The following is a 17,444-nucleotide window of genomic DNA, read 5'->3' on the forward strand; positions in this document are numbered from 1 at the left end:
TCGCGCCCCCCTCCCCACCCCCCCCCCGGCTCCCCGTTGCCTGACCGGCCCCGCGCCGCCCCCCCCCCCCCGGGGGGGGGGGGGGGCGCCGCCCCCCCCCCCCCCCCCCCCCCCCCCCCCCTCCCGTCCTGGTCGCGTGCCGTCCTGCTGTTGCCTTGGTGCGTCGTGGCCGGGTGGGCCAGGATGGGGTGATGACCGACCAGCGGATCGCCGTCGTCGTCCTCGCCGCCGGGCAGGGCACGCGCATGAAGTCCTCGACCCCGAAGGTGCTGCACCGGCTCGCCGGATTGCCCCTCATCGCGCACGTCCTGCGGACGGCCGAGTCCCTCGAGCCGGAGCACATCGCCGTCGTCGTGCGGCACGAGCGCGACCTGGTCGCGGCCGAGGTCGCCGAGCGCATGCCGGACGCCCTCGTGGTCGACCAGGACGAGATCCCCGGGACCGGACGCGCCGTCGAGGTCGCGGTCGCCGCGCTCCCCGCCGACTTCGACGGCGCCGTGGTCGTGCTCTCCGGCGACGTCCCGCTGCTCGACGCGGTGTCGCTCCGGCAGCTCGCCGACGTGCACGGGCGCACCGGCAACGCGGTCACGTTCGTCAGCGCCATCGCGCCGGACCCCACCGGGCTCGGGCGGATCGTCCGCGACGACGCCGGTGCCTTCGTGGGCGTCGTCGAGCACAAGGACGCCACGGACGCGCAGCGGGAGATCACCGAGACCAACGCCGGCATCTACGCGTTCGACGCCGTATACCTGCGTGCCGTGCTGCCGTCGCTGACCACGGCGAACGCGCAGGGCGAGAAGTACATCACCGATGCCCCGGCACTCATCGCCGCACGCGGCGGGCACATCGACGTCGTGACGCTCACCGACCCGTGGCTGGTCGCCGGGATCAACGACCGCGCGCAGCTGTCGGACGCCGGACGCGAGCTGAACGCCCGCATCGTCCGCGCGCACCAGCGTGCAGGGGTCACCATCCAGGACCCGGCATCGACGTGGATCGACCTCGACGTGTCGATCGAGCCGGACGCCGAGATCCTGCCGGACACGCAGCTCATCGGCGCCACGGCGATCGCCGCTGGTGCAGTCGTCGGACCGGGGACCACGCTCCGCGACACCGAGGTGGGTGCCGGGGCCACGGTGAACCGGGTCGACGCCACCCTCGCGGTGATCGGCGACGGCGCGTCGGTCGGTCCGTTCGCCTACCTCCGGCCGGGCACCATCCTCGGCGACCAGGGCAAGATCGGCACCTTCGTGGAGACGAAGAACGCCAAGATCGGCCGCGGCAGCAAGATCCCGCACCTGTCCTACATCGGGGACGCCGAGATCGGCGAGGACTCGAACATCGGGGCGAACACGATCACCGCGAACTACGACGGCGTGCACAAGCACCGGACCGAGGTCGGGTCGAACGTCCGCACCGGCTCGCACAACGTGTTCGTCGCCCCGGTTAGGATTGGTGACGGGGCGTACACCGGTGCAGGTACGACGGTCCGCAAGGACGTGCCGGCCGGGTCGCTCGCGATCAGCTACGCCCCACAGCGCAACACCGACGGATGGGTCGACGAACACCGACCCGGTACGCCGGCGGCCGAGGCGGCTCGGCGCGCGCGAGGCGAATGAACCACCGCGACGGCCATCGGTCGTCGGACCCTCGACACACACGGCCCTGCTGGGTCAGGGAGTGAGCACGGCACTTGTCCGGAATCAAGGCAACCGGCCAGAAACGACTCGTCCTCGTCTCGGGACGAGCACACCCGGAGCTCTCGGCGGAGATCGCGGAAGAACTCGGCGTCGATCTGGTCCCCACCGATGCCCGCACCTTCGCCAACGGTGAGCTGTACGTCCGCTTCGACGAGTCCGTCCGCGGCTGCGACGCCTTCGTCATCCAGTCGCACACCGCACCCATCAACGAGTGGCTCATGGAGCAGCTCATCATCGTCGACGCGCTGAAGCGTGCCTCGGCGAAGCGCATCACGGTCGTCGCGCCGTTCTACCCGTACGCCCGCCAGGACAAGAAGGGCCGTGGCCGCGAGCCGATCTCGGCCCGACTCGTCGCCGACCTGTTCAAGGCCGCTGGCGCGCACCGCATCATGAGCGTCGACCTGCACGCCGCGCAGATCCAGGGCTTCTTCGACGGACCCGTCGACCACCTGTTCGCGATGCCGGTGCTGCTCGAGCGCTTCAAGGAGATCCTCGACCCGTCGACGCTGACGGTCGTCTCGCCGGACATGGGCCGCGTGCGCGTCGCCGACATCTGGTCCGAGAAGCTCGGCGCCCCGCTCGCCATCATCCACAAGCGCCGCGACCCGCTCGTCCCGAACCAGGTCACCGTGCACGAGATCGTCGGTGACGTCTCCGGCCGCTGGTGCCTGCTCGTCGACGACCTCATCGACACCGGTCGGACGATCGCGAAGGCCGCAGAGGCGCTCAAGGCCGCGGGGGCGATCGGCGTCGTCGTCGCCGCGACCCACGCCGTGTTCTCCGACCCCGCGACCGAACTCCTGCAGAGCGAGTTCATCGACCGCGTCGTGGTGACGGACACGCTGCCCGTCCCGGTGGAGAAGCGCTGGGACCGCCTCGAGATCCTGCCGATCGCGCCGCTGCTCGCACGTGCCATCCACGAGGTCTTCGACGACGGGTCGGTCACCTCGATGTTCGATGGAGCCGCCTGATCCACCCCGCGCGCGATGCCCTCGCCGCTCGGCTCCGGGCGGCGGGGAGCGTCTTCGCCGAGGACGAAGCCGACCTGCTGCTCGACGCCGGAGACGGTGACGCCGCCCGACTCCGGACGCTCGTGCAGCGTCGGCTCGCCGGAGAACCGCTCGAGTACGTCCTCGGCTGGGCTGCGTTCGACGGGCACCGGATCCGGGTGACCCCCGGTGTGTTCGTGCCCCGCGCCCGGACCACCGTCGTCGTCTCACAGGCCGCTGCGCTGCTGCACCGCTACGACCGCGTGGTCGACCTGTGCTGTGGCGCCGGAGCCATCGGTGTCGCGCTGCTCGAACGGGTCGGTGCGCTCGACCTCGTCGCGTCGGACATCGACCCGGATGCCGTCGACGTCGCGGCGGAGAACATCGGCGACCGCGGCATCGTCGTCGCCGGGGACCTGTTCGACGCCCTGCCCGGCCGGTTCCGCGGGGCGGTCGACGTCATCGCGGTGAACGCGCCGTACGTCCCCACCGACGCCATCGCGACCATGCCGTCCGAGGCCCGGGAGCACGAGCACCGCGTGGCGCTCGACGGCGGTCCGGACGGCCTGGACCTGCACCGCCGGATCGCCTCAGGGGCGGGGGAGTGGTTGCGTCCGGGCGGCACCGTCGTCATCGAGGTGTCGGAGCTGCAGTCCGCCGCGTCAGCGGCGGCCTTCGCCGACGCCGGCTTCGCGACGCGGATCGAGCGGGACGACGCGGTGGACGGCACCTGCGTGGTGGCGAGCCGACCCGCCTGACGCGCACCGAGCCTCCCGGCTGATGCGGTCCGGACCGCACTGTGTCCGGTCAGCGCGCGGTCAGCGTGATCGAGTCCCAGCCGGTCGCCCCGTTCGGGGCCGGCGGCCGTTGGACGCTCGTCTGCACCTCGCCGTCCGCGCTGACGGCGCGGATCTGCACCCGGTGGTCCCCGGCGGTCGCGGTCCAGCGGTAGACCCACTGCCGCCACGTGTCGGCGGACACCGAGTCGGCGAGCTCGGCGTCCTGCCAGTCGCCGTCGCCGATCTGCACCTGCACGGCCTTGACCCCGGTGTGCGGCTGCCACGCGACGCCAGCGATCGCGACGCGGTCGCCGACCGTGACGGTGCTGCCGTTCGCGGGGGTGTCGATCCGGGACTCGAGCTTGACCGGTCCGCGCTCCGACCACCCGCGGGGCGTCCAGTAGCCCTGCGCGTCGGCGAACCGGGTCACCTCCATCTCGACGACCCACTTCGTCGCGGACACGTACCCGAAGAGGCCCGGGACCACCATCCGGACCGGGAACCCGTGTTCGGCGGGCAGCGGCTCGCCGTTCATCCCGACCGCGAGCAGTGCGTCCGTGCCGTCGTCCTGCAGGACGTCGAGCGGGGTGCCGGCGGTGAACCCGTCGATGCTCCGGGAGAGCACCATGTCCGCGTCACCGGTCGGCTTCGCACGGGCGAGCAGCTCGCGGATCGGGTACCCGAGCCACAGGGCGTTGCCGATGAGGTCGCCGCCGACCTCGTTCGAGACACAGCTCATCGTCGCCATGTGCTCCTCGAGCGGCAGTGCGAGCAGCTCGTCCCACGTCAGGGTCACCTCTTCCTCGACGGCGCCGTGGATGCGGAGGCTCCAGTCGGCGGGGTCGATCGAGGGCACGCGGAGCGCGGTGTCGATCCGGTAGAAGTCGGCGTTGGGTGTGACGTAGGGCGTGATCCCCGCGACGTCGAGCGAGGCGCCAGACGGCACCGTCGGCGGCGTGTTCACCGGAGCGGGCAGGTGCACCGCACGCCGGATCGCTGCGGCCCGCTGCATCGCTGCGGAACCGATCCGCGCGCCGGTCCCGACGACGAGGGCGAGTGCCCCGGCCGTGACCGACCAGACGATGAACGCCCGGCGCTCCGGGAGGGCCGCCTCGGAGCGGGTGGGTGTCGCTGCGGCGAACTCCCACCGGCGGAGCCGGGTCATCACGAGCCGGAGGACGATCACCGCGGCGGCCACACCGAGCACGGTCGGCGCGCCGTCCCACATGCCGGAGCCCGACCGGGTCGTCACCGCCAGCAGCGACAGGGCGCCGCCGGCCGCGAACACGAGCGCTCCGAACGGCGGACGCGCGCGTTCGAGGATGCCCGCCGCAGCCGAGATCGCGACCATCAGCACGCCCATCAGCGCGAAGAGCGCGATCTTGTCGCCGGTGCCGAACAGGCTGACCATGAGGTCCTTCGCACCGGCCGGCGCGAGGTCGATGACCGCGGAACCCACCGCCACGAGGGGACTGCCGGCTCCGCCGAGCACGAGGGCGCCGAGTTCGGCGGCACCGAGGAAGGCGAGCGCGGCGACGACGCCGACGGCCGCGGCCAGCAGTCGCGGCCGCATCGGGGATCGGCTGGTGGGCACGACCCGATGCTAGGTCTGCCGGGCTGTGAACGGGCAGGACCGACGAGGTTGCCGTGCGTTCAGCGTCCTCCGGTGGGGTTCCCCGCGCTGCCGTGCGAGGATCGACACGTGCTGAGCCGACCCGACCGCGTCCCGCGGAACGGACGTGCCCGCCGGCCCATGACACCCGGCCAGCGCCTCGCAGCCGTCCGCTGGGTCATCGTCGCCGTCTGGGCCGCGTTGCTCGTCGCGCGGATCATCGTCGTCGCTCGGAGCCCGGAAGCCGACCTCACCGCGTTCGGCATCGCCGAGATCGCGGTCATCGTCTTCGGGGTCGGGGTGATCCTGGCGGGAGTGCTCAGGATGCAGGGGCTCCGGCGTCGGCGCGAGGACGAGTCGCTCGCACTCGCGATCCGTCGCATCGACCCCACCGTGTGGCTCGTGCCGGCGGCTCCCACCGCCGAACTCCGTGCGATGGTCGAGGGCGATCGGTCCGAGATCACCCTCGGGTCGCGTGTGACGTGGGCCTTCGGTGCGACCGAGGCGTCGCTGTGGGAACTCGACGAGCGGCGTGCGACCCGGCTGCTCGTGATCCGCTGGAGCCGGGTGATGCACGTCGGGCTCGAGGACGTGGCGGCACCGGGCGACCGCGGCGCCTGCGCCGTTGCGATGCACTACGTCCGACCGGACGACACGATCGCGGTCGCGACGTTCCACGTCCGGACGGCACCCGGGTCGCGGCGGTTGCTCGGGCGCGGGCCGAAGCTCGAGCGGCTGCTCGCGGAGCTGGCGCGGGAGCGCATCGTCGCCTGAGCGGGCGGGCGGGCCGGGCGTTGTGCTGCGGCTGCTGGCCGTTCGTTCCGCGAAAGCGACACTCTGCCGCGGAACGTTCGGCGCAGACTGTCGCTTTCGCGCCCCGCGCCCCGCGCCCGGCACGCTGCGCCCGCGTCCCGCCCATGCACGCACGAACGGGCCCCGCCGTGTGGCGGGGCCCGTTCGGTGTTCGGTGCTGATCAGTGCGTGGACGGTTCCTGTTCGACCTCGCGACGGTCGTCGTCGGACCACAACGTGTGGAAGGTGCCGTCCTTGTCGATGCGCTGGTAGGTGTGCGCCCCGAAGAAGTCGCGCTGTCCCTGGATGAGCGCGGCGGGCAGCCGGTCGGACGCGAGCGAGTCGAAGTACGACAGCGCGGACGAGAACCCCGGCGCCGGGATCCCCGACGCCGCAGCGATCCCGACGATGCGGCGCCAGGCGGCTTCGCCCTCGGCCACAGCGTTCGCGAAGTACGGGTCGACGAGCAGCGACTCGAGCGAGGGGTTCTTGTCGTACGCCTCGACGATGCGGTTGAGGAACTGGGCGCGGATGATGCAGCCCCCGCGCCAGATCTTCGCGACGTTGCCGAGGTCGATGTCCCAGCCGTACTCCTTGGCACCGGCGATGATGAGGTCGAAGCCCTGCGCGTACGCGACGACCTTCGACGCGTACAGCGCTGCACGCACGTCGTCGGCGAATGTGTCAGGCACCTCGGCGATGTCCGGCCGGGACGTCACGGAGGCCTGGACCGCCGCACGCTGCGCCGGCTTCGACGACACCGCGCGGGCGAACACCGCTTCGCCGATGCCGGAGACGGGGATCCCGAGCCCGACGGCGTTCTGCACGGTCCAGACGCCGGTGCCCTTCGAGCCCGCCTCGTCACGGATGACGTCGACGAGCGGCTTGCCGGTGTCGGCGTCGCGCTGCTTGAGGATCTCACCGGTGATCTCGATCAGGTACGACTCGAGGTCGCCCTTGTTCCACTCGTCGAACACCTGCACGAGGTCCTCGACCGACAGGCCACCGGCGCGGCGGAGCAGGTCGTAGGACTCGGCGATCAGCTGCATGTCGGCGTACTCGATGCCGTTGTGCACCATCTTCACGAAGTGCCCGGCGCCGTCCGTGCCGATGTGCGTCACGCAGGGCTCGCCCTCGGCGACGGCGGCGATCGACTTCAGGATCGGGCCGAGCGTCTCCCAGGCCTCCTTCGAGCCGCCGGGCATGATCGACGGGCCCTTCAGCGCGCCCTCTTCACCGCCCGAGATGCCCGTGCCGACGAAGTTGAGGTCCTTCTCGCGGAGGTCGTGCTCGCGGCGGATGGTGTCGTGGAAGTTCGCGTTGCCGCCGTCGACGATGATGTCACCGGGCTCGAAGCGCTCGGCGAGCTGTTCGATGACGGCGTCGGTGCCCTTGCCGGCCTGCACCATGATGATCGCGGTGCGGGGCTTCGAGAGCGACGCGACGAAGCCGTCGATGTCCTCGGACGCGATGAAGCCGGCGTCGCCGTGCTCCTTCAGGAGCTCCTCGGTGCGGGCGTAGGTGCGGTTGTAGACCGCGACGGTGTTCCCTTCGCGCGAAGCGAGGTTGCGCGCGAGGTTCGATCCCATGACCGCGAGGCCGATGACACCGATGTTGGCCTGTGCGTTGCTGTCTGCCACGTGAGTCTCCTTTGTCCTGACGTTCCGGCCCCAACTTACGGACCGGGACCTGAGACCGCACGGGTGTTACGGCAACCTGTGGACAGTGTTCACCGGCACCCGTGCGGTGGAGGAACTCGCTACTTCCGGCTCAGCTCGGAGAGGCGTGCGCGGTACTCCTCAGCGCCGATCTCGCCGCGGGCGAACCGGTCGGCGAGCACCGACCGCGCGTCCGAGAGTGCTCGCCAGCTCCCGCGCCGGAACACCCCGAACACCAGGAAGACGACGAGGAACGCGAGGAAGAAGAACGCCGGGAAGACGAAGAACGGGAATCTGCCGCCGTGCCAGTACGGTGCGGCCGTCGCGAGGGTGGTGAGCATGGGGACCTCCTGGGTCGGTTGCGGTGCCGCGGTTGCGACCCTCCAAGGCTCCGGTCGGGAGGCTCGTCACGCGTCCGTCCAGCAGCCCCACTTCCGCCTGCTCCCGCAGTCGTAGTGCACCCGCTCCTCACCAGACGACTACTCCCGGGGGAGTAGTCCACAGGTCCCGCTCCCGCGGGATGCCCGGCTCGGCGACCGACCATAGGCTCGACCACATGACCTCCGATCTCCGCGACGCCGACACCCGCTGGCCGGGTCGACGACGCTTCGCGCGGGTCGGCCGGGTGATCCCGGTCGCCGTCGTGCAGATCGTGGGCACCCTCGTGGCCTCCCGGTGGTCGGGCGGTGTCGCGGACGGGACCGGCCCGCCATGGGCCCTGCACAGCGCAGGGGGTGCGGCGTTCGACCCGATCGTCCTCGGGCCGCTCGCGGTGGCGCTGCTCGTCGCCGGCGTCGTGGCGCTGCCGTTCCGGTACCGCTGGCCGCTGTCGGTCCTGGCGGTCACCCTCGCCACCACGATCGGGTACGCCCTCGTCGTGAGCCCGAGGGGCCCGTTCGTCGCGGCGCTGACGATGGCGATCGCGAACGCGTGGTTCCGCGGCAACAGGGTCCCGGTCTACCTCGCGGCCGGCATCGCGCAGGTCGTGCTGCCCACGGCCGACACGCTCACCGGTCGCGCGGCGTTCCCGACGGTGACGACGATGACGCTGTGCCTCGCGTGGCTCACCGCGACGATCGCGATCACCGAACTCGTGCGCGTCCGTGTCGCCCGCGTGGCAGAGGCCCGCCGTGCCCGAGCAGCCGCGGACCGGGCACGGGCGGACGACGAACGCGTACGGATCGCCCGGGAGCTCCACGACTCCGTGGCGCACAGCATGTCGCTCATCAACCTCCAGGCCGGTGTGGCGCTGCACCTCGGGAACGCGCTCCCGGAACAGACCAGGGACTCGCTGACGAACATCCGCGACTCCAGCAGGCAGGCCCTCGTCGAGCTGAGGACGATCCTCGGCGTGCTGCGGTCCGTCGACGGCGAGCCTGGGAGCTCCGAACGGAACCCGACGCCGGGGCTCGATCGGGTCCCCGACCTCGTCGAGCGCGCTCGTGCGGCCGGGATCGACGTCGGCCTCGACGTCCGCGGTGATCTCGGCAGCGTCGGTGGGATCGTCGACCGCAACGTGTTCCGGATCGTGCAGGAGTCGGTGACCAACGTCATGAAACACGTCCCGGAGCACACCGCGCGCGTGCTCGTCGAGGTCGGCGCCGAGGTCGTGGAGGTCACCGTGTCCGACGTTCCCGTCGCTCCCGACGCCCACCTCGGCGCGCGGGCGACGAACGGCGGCGTCGGGGACTCCGGCAACGGCATCATCGGGATGCGGGAGCGAGCGACCGCTGTCGGCGGCACCTTCCGTGCCGGGCCGACTCCCGAGGGCGGGTGGACGGTGTTCGCGCGGTTGCCGGTCGGCGATCGGCCGTCCGACATCGTCCAGTCAGGAGAGACACCGTGACCGATGCGATCCGCGTGGTGCTCGTCGATGACCAGGTCCTGGTGCGGGCGGGGCTCCGCGCGCTCGTGGACGCCGAGCCGGGCATGACCGTCGTCGGGGAAGCGGGCGACGGCGACAGCGCGGTCGAGGTCGTCGCACACGAGCGGCCCGACGTCGTCCTCATGGACATCCGGATGCCGGGCAGCGACGGGCTCGACGCCACCAGACGCATCTGCGCCGATGCTGCGCTCGCCGACGTGCACGTCGTGATCCTCACCACCTTCGAAGAGGACGACTACGTGTTCGACGCGATCCGTGGCGGCGCGGCCGGGTTCCTCGTCAAGGACACCGAACCCGCCGAGCTCCTGCGCGCGATCCGTACCGTCGTGGCGGGGGAGTCGTTGCTCTCGCCGCGAGCCACACGCTCCCTGGTCGAGGCGTTTGCGACCCATGCGAAACCCAGCTCCCTGTCCCCGGAGCTCGACGTCCTGACCGACCGTGAACGCGAGGTGATGCGCCTCGTCGCGACGGGGTGCACGAACACCGAGATCGCCGAGCGGCTGTTCGTGAGCTCCGCCACCGCGAAGACCCACGTCTCTCGGGCGATGATCAAGCTCGGCGCCCGCGACCGTGCGCAGCTCGTCGTCTTCGCCTACGAGACCGGCCTCGCGACCCCGGGCTGGCAGGCCTGATGCTCCTCACACGCGCTGATACCACCGCTGATACCATCGAGTGCATGGCGATGACCCTGCGGCTCGACGACGACGAAGCCGCTGCCCTTCGGCAGCGCGCGGACCTCGAAGCACGCTCGATGCAGGACGTCGCCCGGGAAGCCATCCGCGAGTACATCGAGCAGCACAGCCGGAGCGATCTCATCGACGGGATCCTGGACCGCGAGCTGCCTCGGTACGCGGAAGCGCTCGACCGCCTCGCGCGATGATCCACCTGACTCTCGACGAAGCACTGCACATCGCCCGTCGCACGGTCGGCTCCGACGTGCTCGTGCGGGATCCCGGGCTGCTCGAAGCCGCACTGGCCCGGGCCGCGACGACCGTCGACGGTCGTGATGCTTACCCGACCCTGGTCGACAAGGCTGCGGCGCTCGTGCACTCCGTCGTGCGGAACCACGCGCTGGTCGACGGGAACAAGCGGCTGGGCCTCATGCTGCTGATCGTCTTCCTGGGTGTGAACGGTCGGACCCTCACGATGTCCAACGACCAGGCCTACGCGTTCATCGTGGCGATCGCCGAAGGACGGCTCGACGACGTCGGCCCGATCGCCGCGGAACTCGTGGACCACGTGGCGGAGCGCTGACGGCAACGGATGGCAACTCCCGGCACCGCGGCGCTCCGGGAGCACGATGGACGCATGGCCTTCAGTGGGATCGGCATCGTCGCCGGCGAACACCTGACCGATGCGGTACGGCGAGCGGGGGCAGACCACGTCGAGCCGTCCATCAGCGGCAACCTCGTCGTCCAGGGCGACGACGGGTGGCACCGCAACGAGGCGTACGCCGGGGAGCGCTTCGGGTCGTTCGCGCTCTTCGTGCCACCGGACCTGCCGCTCCTCACGGGTGAACCCGCGGTCGTCGACGGGTACTTCCAGATGGTGCTGCCGATCATCGCCTCGGTCGCCGAGCCCGGCGCGAAGATCGTGTTCGGCTCGGGCACGGCTCGGAGCGCGCCGGAGGGGATGTCGGACGCCGATGCGCGAGCCCGGTTCGCACGCGTCGTCCGGGTCGCACGGGACACCGCACGCGAGCACGACCTGCGCATCGTCCTGGAACCCCTGAACCGGTCCGAGACGAACCTGATCCACACCATCGACCAGGCGGCCCGTTTCCTCGACGAGTTCGCCCTCGACGGGGTCGGCGTGGTGGCAGACCTGTTCCACGTGCAGGCGGAGTCCGAGTCGTTCGACGTCGTCCGCGCGCACGGCGACCGCATCGGGCACGTGCACCTCTCCGACCGCGACCGCGAGGCACCCGGTACCGGGGACTGGCCGTGGCGGGAGTTCCTCCGAGCAGTGCAGGACGGCGGATACCGCGGCTCGGTGTCACTCGAGTGCCACTGGCCCGACGACGCCGAGCCCGCGATGACGACTGCGCTCGCCGAGGTCCGGGCGGCCGTCGTCGCGGGCTGAGGCGGCTCAGAGCTTGAACGTGGCCTTCGGGATGTCGGACACGATCCGGCGGGCGGTGTGGACGGCGTCCTCCTCCGAGATCTGGTGCGTGACGACGAGCGACGCCAGGTACGCGGCGTCGGCACGACGGGCCATGTCGTGCCGCGCGGGGATGGAGCAGTACGCCCGGGTGTCGTCGATGAACCCGGAGGTCTTCGTGAACGACGCCGAATCGGTGATCGCTGAGCGGTACCGACCGATCGCGGCCGGGGTGTCGATGAACCACCACGGCGCGCCGGCGTAGACCGCGGGGTAGAAGCCGGCGAGCGGCCCGATCTCACGGGAGAACACGGTCTCGTCGACGGTGAACAGCACGAGGTGGAACCCCGCTGCGGTCCCGAAGGACTCGAGCAGGGGCCGGAGCGGTTCGGTGAACGAGCCGACCGCCGGGAGGTCGTGCCCGGTGTCCGGTCCGAACCGCTCGAGCGTCGGCGTGTGGTGGTTCCGGATCACGCCGGGGTGGAGCTGCATGACGAGCCCGTCATCGACGCTCATCTCGGCCCAGCGGTAGAGCATGTCGTGCCGGTACGCGATCGCATCCGCGGCGGACACGTCCCCGCGGAGCGCCGCGGCGTGGATGCGCTCGCGTTCCGAGGCGGACAGCGGCGTCGATCCGGCGTCCAGCACCCCGGTGTCGGTGGCCGTCGCGCCGTGGTCGATGAAGTACTGGCGACGCGCGCGCAGTGCTGCCAGCAGCCCGTCGTGGGTTCCCGTGTCGATCCCGGCGGCCTCGCCGATCGACGCGACCACGAGCCTCCAGTCCGACCGGGACGGGTCGAAGACGGCGTCGGCACGGAACGTCGGGACCACCCGGCCGTGGAAGGTCGGGTCGGCGGCGAGCCGCGCGTGCGCGGCGAGGTCGTCGGCCGGGCCGTCGGTGGTGGCGAGCACCTCGATGCCGAACGAGTCGAACAGGGCGCGGGGGCGGAAGCCCGGCTCGAGCAACGCCGACGCGATGTGGTCGTACTGTGCGTCGGCGTTCGCGGTCGACGGCGCCTCGGTCAGCCCGAAGACGTCGTGCAGCTCGGTCTCGAACCAGTAGCGGACCGGGGTGCCGAGGAAGTCGTCCCAGTGCGTCGCCAACTGGCGCCAGATGTCCCGACCGGCCGGTGTGTGCGCGCGGTCCCTCCCGAGCGCGGACAGGTCGACCCCGTTCGCGTGCAGCAGTCGGAGCACGTAGTGGTCCGGCGTGATGAGGAGCGCTGCCGGGTCGGGGAACGGCTCGTCGGCGGCGATCATCGACGCGTCGACGTGACCGTGCGGGGAGATGATCGGCGCGTCCTTGACGGCGTCGTAGACGGTGCGTGCCACCGAGGTGGCTGCCGGGTCGGCGGGGAACAGCCGGTCGGGGTGCGGCGCGAGCGTGGGCAGGGCGGCAGTGGTCATCATCGACTCCTTCGCGAGGACAGCGCGGACCGCGCGGACTGCGCGGCCTGCGGGGACGGTGTGGTCGGCGCGGGTCCGGTGGACTCGCGGACGGTCAGGTGGGTGGGCAGCGCGACGGCACCGCGCATGCGCTCGCCGGGGAGCTCCTCGGACGGGATCGCGCCGAGGCGCCCGAGCAGCATCGTGATCGCGACGCGGCCGGCACGTTCGATGGGCGAGGTCATCGTGGTGAGCGGCGGGTTGCAGAAGTCGGCGCCGAAGATGTCGTCGCATCCGACGATGCTCATGTCCTCGGGGACGCGGACGCCGCGTTCCCGGAGACGACCGAGCATGCCGATGGCGATGAGGTCGTTGAAGGCGATGCACGCGGTGGCGCCGGCGTTCACCGCGGCGTCGGCTGCGGCTGCGCCGGAGTCCACGAACGGCGCGTGCGGACCGATGCGGGCGACGCGGACGTCGAGCCGCTTCGCGACGCGGACGAGCGCCTTCCAGCGACGTTCGTTCGACCACGAACTGTCCGGACCGGCGACGTAGAGGACGTCGCGGTGTCCGAGCGAGGCGAGGTGCTGCACGGCCTGCTCGACGCCGCCCGGGGTGTCGATGAGCACGGATGGGACGCCGTTCGGACGGCGGTTGACGACGACGAGCGGGAAGCGTTCGGCGTAGCGGGCGATCTGCGTGTCGGACAGTCGCGACGCGGTGAGGACCACACCGTCGGCCTTGGCGGAGATGGCGCTCAGCGCGGCCATCTCGGCGTCGGCCGACTCCTCGGTGTCGACGAGCAACTGCGTCCACCCCGCTGCTGCGAGCTGGTGCTGCGTGCCACGGATGACGTCGAAGTAGAAGGGGTTCGTGATGTCGGACACCAGGACGGCGACCGCGCGGGTCCGGCCGGACGTCAGTGCCCTGGCCTGCGAGTTCGGGACGTAGCCGAGCTCCCGCGCGGCCTGCTGGATGCGTTGCTGCGTCGCGCGGTTGACGCGGTCGGGCAGGGACAGCGCGCGGGAGACGGTGGACGGGGCGACCCCGGTGGCGTCCGCCACGTCACGGATCGTGACCCGGCGCGACGTGTCGATCTCGGTCACGCAACCTCCAACGGTGAACCCGGTGCGACGGTGCATCGGTGACCCGAAGCTATTCGGGTCTGGCAACAAGTGGCAACCGGTTGCCGGATGTTGCCACCAGCGAGACAGTGGTGGACGTCCCGAGCAGCGCCGCTCGGGAGGAGGTCTCGAGGAGGAAACCCCCATGAAGCGACGGACCCTGATCGGTTCCGCGGTCGTGGTCGCCCTCGCCGCACTGTCCCTGCAGGGGTGTGCGGTCGTGAACGGCAGCGGCGACGACCCGAACACCCTCCGCGTGATGATGGGCGCGGACACCACCTACCCCAAGGAACGCAAGCAGTGGCAGCAGGACACCGCCGCTGCGTTCAAGCGGACGACGGGCGCGGACATCCAGTGGGAGACGTACTCGTCCGCCCAGGAAGAGCTCACCGCGATCCAGACGAGTGTCATCTCCGGCCAGGGCCCCGACGTGTACGCCATCGGCACGACGTTCACCCCCACCGCGTACGCCACCGGCGCGTTCGTCGAGATGGGCGAGAAGCAGTGGGACGCCGTCGGCGGCAAGGACCGGTTCGACCCGGCGTCCCTCGGCATCTCCGGACCGAGCGCCTCGAAGCAGATCGGCATCCCGCTCGCCAGCCGCCCGTTCGTGATGGCCGTCAACAAGGACCTCCTCGCGCAGGCCGGCATCACCGAGATGCCGACCACCTGGGACCAGCTCACCGAGGACGCCAAGGCCACCACCGGTGACGGGCACTACGGCATGGCGGTCGCGTACGCGGACGGCTTCGACCCGTGGAAGTTCGTGTGGGGGATGGCACAGAACGCCGGCAACACGATCGTCGACGGGCAGAAGGCCGAGATCGACACCAAGGCCGTGCAGGACGCCTACCGCACCTACTTCGACTGGGTGACGAAGGACGGCGTCGTCGACAAGGCGGGGATCGGCTGGAACAACGCCCAGGCCCTCGCGCAGTTCGCCGACGGCAAGGCCGCGTTCTTCCCGATGACCACGACGACCGCGATCAACTCGTTCAAGAACACGAAGGTCGATGGCAAGTACGAGTTCGCGCTGCTGCCGACCGTGCCGCCGGGAGCGACCGAGCGTCCCGCAGACGGGATCGACGCCGCGAGCATCCTCTCCGGGGACAACTTCGTCGTCGCCGACTACGGCAAGAAGCAGGACCTGTCGTTCCAGTTCGTCAAGCAGACGACCTCGAAGCAGGCCCAGCTCGAGTACTACAAGCTGTTCGGCCAGCTGCCGACGAACGCCGCCGCCGCGGCCGAGCTCGCCGCGCAGGAACCCACCCTGAAACCGATCATCGACGCCGGGAAGCTCTCGAAGCCCACCGCCTTCACCGGCGCGTGGTCGGACATCCAGCTGTCGCTCGTCGACGTCGTCGTGCAGTCCATCCCGTCGCTGAAGAGCGGCGAGGTCACCGACGACCAGCTCCGGAAGCGCCTGCAGGACGCGCAGAAGGACGCCCAGTCCACGTTGAACCGTCAGAAGAACGGAGGTCTGTGATGACCGCCACACAGACCAGGCCGCCCGCGGCGACGGACCGACCGGTCCGCCCGCACGGCAAGACGCCGCTGTACAAGAAGGAACGTCCGCTCTGGATGCTCCTCCCCGGCGGCATCCTCATGCTCGCCGTCATCGTGGTACCGCTCCTGGTGGGCGTCTTCATCGCGATGCTCGACCTCGACCAGTACACGCTCCGCCAATGGTTCAGCGCCCCGTTCGTCGGGTTCGCGAACTTCGCCGAGGCGATCACCGACTCGCCGCTCCTGCACTCGATCTGGATCTCGGCGTCCCTGGCGGTGCTCGTGACCGCCGTGACCGTGCCGATCGGGGTCGCTGCGGCGATCTCCACGCAGAACCGGTTCCCCGGCCGCGGCCTCGTCCGCTCGATCTACCTGATCCCGTACGTGCTGCCCGCGTTCGTCGTCGGCACGTTCTTCCGGACGATGCTGCAGCCACAGGGCGTCGTGAACGCGATCTTCCACACCGACGTCCTCTGGCTCAACGGATCGGCGTCCTACTGGGCGCTCGCCGCGGTCATGGTCTGGACGTCGTGGCCGTTCGTGTACCTGCTCAGCCTGGCGGGCCTCCAGGCGGTGGACCTCGAGGTCCACGAAGCCGCGTCGCTCGACGGGGCGACCTGGTGGATCAAGCTGCGCTACGTGATCTTCCCGTACCTACGCGGGCCGCTCAGCCTCGCGGTGATCATCGCGATCCTGCACAACATCAACAACTTCACGTTGCCGTTCGTCCTGTTCGGCATCCCGCTGCCCTCGAGCGTCGAGGTCATGCCGGTCCTGACGTACATCGCGAGCTTCCAGTCGTTCCGCTTCGGGCTCTCCGCTGCGATGGCGATCTGCTCGCTGGTGATCGTCGCCATCCCGTTGTTCGTCTACCTACGGGCGGTCCAGCTCGACACCGGTGACGACGCCCGTCCCAGCCGCGGGCAGCGCAGGCTGCAGCGCCAGCAGACAGGAGCAGCAGCATGAGCGCGTTCACGTCCAGCCGGACCCGCCCGACCGCGACGCTCACCGAGAGCATCACCTCGCAGGGCGGCGCGAAGCGCCACAAGCGCCCGTACGACACCGACGTCACGAGGCTGCTCCCTCGGTGGCTGCTGATCACCGTGATCGCCGTCATCATCGCGTTCATCGCCGTCCCGGTGCTCTACATCCTCTTCGGATCGGTGAACTCGGACGTCGCGGTCGCTCGCGGCGAGTACTTCCCGACCGAGTTCACCCTGGCGAACTACGTCAACATCTGGTCCACCGTCGCCCTCGGCACCGGCCTGCTCAACAGCATCCTCACCGCGGGGGCCGTCGCCGTCGCGAGTGCCGCGCTCGCCGTGTCCACCGCCTACGTGCTCGTCCGGTTCCGGTTCCTCGGACGCCTGACGTTCCTCCGCGGTCTGCTCGCGCTGCAGTCGATCCCGGGCACGCTCCTGCTCCTGCCGGTGTTCGTGGTGTTCTCGAACATCGCGAGCGCCACGGGTGTGCAGATCATCGGCACGCGGTGGGGCCTGTTCGTCACGTACCTGACGTTCGCGCTGCCGTTCTCGACGTGGGTGATGGTGACGTACCTCCGCGGGCTGCCGAAGGAACTCGAGGAAGCCGCCCGCATCGACGGTGCCTCGTCGACGAAGATCCTCACGAAGATCGTGCTGCCGCTGTCGTGGCCCGGGATCGTCGTGTCCGCGATCTTCGCCTTCCTGCTCGGCTGGAACGACGTCCTGTTCTCCACGATCATGACGACCCCGAACACCCGCACCGTCGCCGTCGTGCTGCAGGTGCTCGGCACCGCGCAAGAGGGCGGGGCCGTCCCGATCTACGGCCAGATGATGGCCGCCTCGATCGTGTGCGCCGCACCCGTGGTCGCGCTCTACCTGATCTTCCAGCGCTACCTGGTCGGCGGTCTGACGGCCGGCTCGGTCAAATGA

General features: G+C 70.6%; 17 protein-coding genes. 12 read left to right on the forward strand and 5 right to left on the reverse strand.

What is annotated here, in order from left to right; all coding sequences use genetic code 11:
- The first annotated feature begins 191 nt into the window (after window positions 1–191).
- From glmU to ACIPJ2_RS11900, 3 genes are all read left to right on the forward strand, one after another.
- On the forward strand, window positions 192–1,619 hold the full coding sequence (gene glmU / locus ACIPJ2_RS11890) for a bifunctional UDP-N-acetylglucosamine diphosphorylase/glucosamine-1-phosphate N-acetyltransferase GlmU (protein ID WP_402728993.1): 1,428 nt from the start codon (window positions 192–194) through the stop codon (window positions 1,617–1,619).
- 74 nt (window positions 1,620–1,693) lie between these two features.
- Complete coding sequence (locus ACIPJ2_RS11895; protein ID WP_281267087.1) at window positions 1,694–2,671, forward strand: ribose-phosphate diphosphokinase; 978 nt, start codon at window positions 1,694–1,696, stop codon at window positions 2,669–2,671.
- The gene (locus ACIPJ2_RS11900) at window positions 2,671–3,447 is read left to right on the forward strand and encodes a putative protein N(5)-glutamine methyltransferase (RefSeq protein ID WP_402729345.1); all 777 of its coding nucleotides are present in this window, start codon (window positions 2,671–2,673) and stop codon (window positions 3,445–3,447) included. The genes ACIPJ2_RS11895 and ACIPJ2_RS11900 overlap by 1 nt, the downstream gene beginning before the upstream one ends.
- 49 nt (window positions 3,448–3,496) lie before the next feature.
- On the opposite strand, the gene ACIPJ2_RS11905 is transcribed toward ACIPJ2_RS11900, so the two are convergent.
- Window positions 3,497–5,062, reverse strand: a complete 1,566-nt coding sequence (locus tag ACIPJ2_RS11905; protein ID WP_402728994.1) for a molybdopterin-dependent oxidoreductase — start codon at window positions 5,060–5,062, stop codon at window positions 3,497–3,499.
- A 108-nt stretch (window positions 5,063–5,170) separates the two neighbouring features.
- On the opposite strand from ACIPJ2_RS11905, the gene ACIPJ2_RS11910 reads away from it, so the two are divergent.
- The gene (locus tag ACIPJ2_RS11910; protein WP_402728995.1) at window positions 5,171–5,854 is read left to right on the forward strand and encodes a hypothetical protein; all 684 of its coding nucleotides are present in this window, start codon (window positions 5,171–5,173) and stop codon (window positions 5,852–5,854) included.
- Window positions 5,855–6,054: 200 nt separating this feature from the next.
- Here ACIPJ2_RS11910 and gndA read toward each other — a convergent pair whose 3' ends face one another.
- Together gndA and ACIPJ2_RS11920 are read right to left on the reverse strand one after the other, a co-directional pair.
- On the reverse strand, window positions 6,055–7,512 hold the full coding sequence (gene gndA, locus ACIPJ2_RS11915; protein WP_402728996.1) for an NADP-dependent phosphogluconate dehydrogenase: 1,458 nt from the start codon (window positions 7,510–7,512) through the stop codon (window positions 6,055–6,057).
- 119 nt (window positions 7,513–7,631) lie between these two features.
- Window positions 7,632–7,871 carry a hypothetical protein gene (locus ACIPJ2_RS11920; protein ID WP_402728997.1) on the reverse strand — a complete coding sequence of 80 codons (240 nt, stop codon included), beginning with the start codon at window positions 7,869–7,871 and terminating at the stop codon, window positions 7,632–7,634.
- 215 nt (window positions 7,872–8,086) lie between these two features.
- Between ACIPJ2_RS11920 and ACIPJ2_RS11925 the strand changes: the two genes are divergently transcribed.
- From ACIPJ2_RS11925 to ACIPJ2_RS11945, 5 genes are read left to right on the forward strand one after another with little or no spacing between them, the layout of a single operon-like run.
- Entirely contained in the window at window positions 8,087–9,376 is a 1,290-nt protein-coding gene (locus ACIPJ2_RS11925) for a sensor histidine kinase (RefSeq protein ID WP_402728998.1), read from the forward strand.
- Window positions 9,373–10,047 carry a response regulator gene (locus tag ACIPJ2_RS11930; protein WP_402728999.1) on the forward strand — a complete coding sequence of 225 codons (675 nt, stop codon included), beginning with the start codon at window positions 9,373–9,375 and terminating at the stop codon, window positions 10,045–10,047. The genes ACIPJ2_RS11925 and ACIPJ2_RS11930 overlap by 4 nt, the downstream gene beginning before the upstream one ends.
- A gap of 44 nt (window positions 10,048–10,091) precedes the next feature.
- Window positions 10,092–10,295 (forward strand): DUF6290 family protein, encoded by a 204-nt coding sequence (locus ACIPJ2_RS11935; RefSeq protein WP_402729000.1) that lies wholly within the window; start codon window positions 10,092–10,094, stop codon window positions 10,293–10,295.
- On the forward strand, window positions 10,292–10,669 hold the full coding sequence (locus tag ACIPJ2_RS11940; RefSeq protein ID WP_402729001.1) for a type II toxin-antitoxin system death-on-curing family toxin: 378 nt from the start codon (window positions 10,292–10,294) through the stop codon (window positions 10,667–10,669). Before ACIPJ2_RS11935 ends, ACIPJ2_RS11940 begins: the two co-directional genes overlap by 4 nt.
- Window positions 10,670–10,723: 54 nt before the next feature.
- Window positions 10,724–11,497, forward strand: coding sequence for a sugar phosphate isomerase/epimerase family protein (locus tag ACIPJ2_RS11945; RefSeq protein WP_402729002.1), 774 nt, complete (start codon window positions 10,724–10,726; stop codon window positions 11,495–11,497).
- 6 nt (window positions 11,498–11,503) lie between these two features.
- Here the strand turns inward: ACIPJ2_RS11945 and uxaC are convergent, their stop codons facing one another.
- Complete coding sequence (uxaC, locus tag ACIPJ2_RS11950; RefSeq protein WP_402729003.1) at window positions 11,504–12,922, reverse strand: glucuronate isomerase; 1,419 nt, start codon at window positions 12,920–12,922, stop codon at window positions 11,504–11,506.
- Entirely contained in the window at window positions 12,922–14,043 is a 1,122-nt protein-coding gene (locus ACIPJ2_RS11955) for a LacI family DNA-binding transcriptional regulator (protein ID WP_402729004.1), read from the reverse strand. The genes uxaC and ACIPJ2_RS11955 overlap by 1 nt, the downstream gene beginning before the upstream one ends.
- A 127-nt stretch (window positions 14,044–14,170) precedes the next feature.
- On the opposite strand from ACIPJ2_RS11955, the gene ACIPJ2_RS11960 reads away from it, so the two are divergent.
- From ACIPJ2_RS11960 to ACIPJ2_RS11970, 3 genes are read left to right on the forward strand one after another with little or no spacing between them, the layout of a single operon-like run.
- Window positions 14,171–15,511: an ABC transporter substrate-binding protein gene (locus ACIPJ2_RS11960; RefSeq protein WP_402729005.1), complete on the forward strand. Its 1,341-nt coding sequence runs from the start codon at window positions 14,171–14,173 to the stop codon at window positions 15,509–15,511.
- Window positions 15,511–16,497 (forward strand): carbohydrate ABC transporter permease, encoded by a 987-nt coding sequence (locus tag ACIPJ2_RS11965; protein WP_402729006.1) that lies wholly within the window; start codon window positions 15,511–15,513, stop codon window positions 16,495–16,497. Before ACIPJ2_RS11960 ends, ACIPJ2_RS11965 begins: the two co-directional genes overlap by 1 nt.
- On the forward strand, window positions 16,494–17,444 hold the full coding sequence (locus tag ACIPJ2_RS11970) for a carbohydrate ABC transporter permease (RefSeq protein WP_281267099.1): 951 nt from the start codon (window positions 16,494–16,496) through the stop codon (window positions 17,442–17,444). Before ACIPJ2_RS11965 ends, ACIPJ2_RS11970 begins: the two co-directional genes overlap by 4 nt.

This window comes from Curtobacterium sp. NPDC090217 (assembly GCF_044746705.1).
GTDB lineage: Bacteria > Actinomycetota > Actinomycetes > Actinomycetales > Microbacteriaceae > Curtobacterium.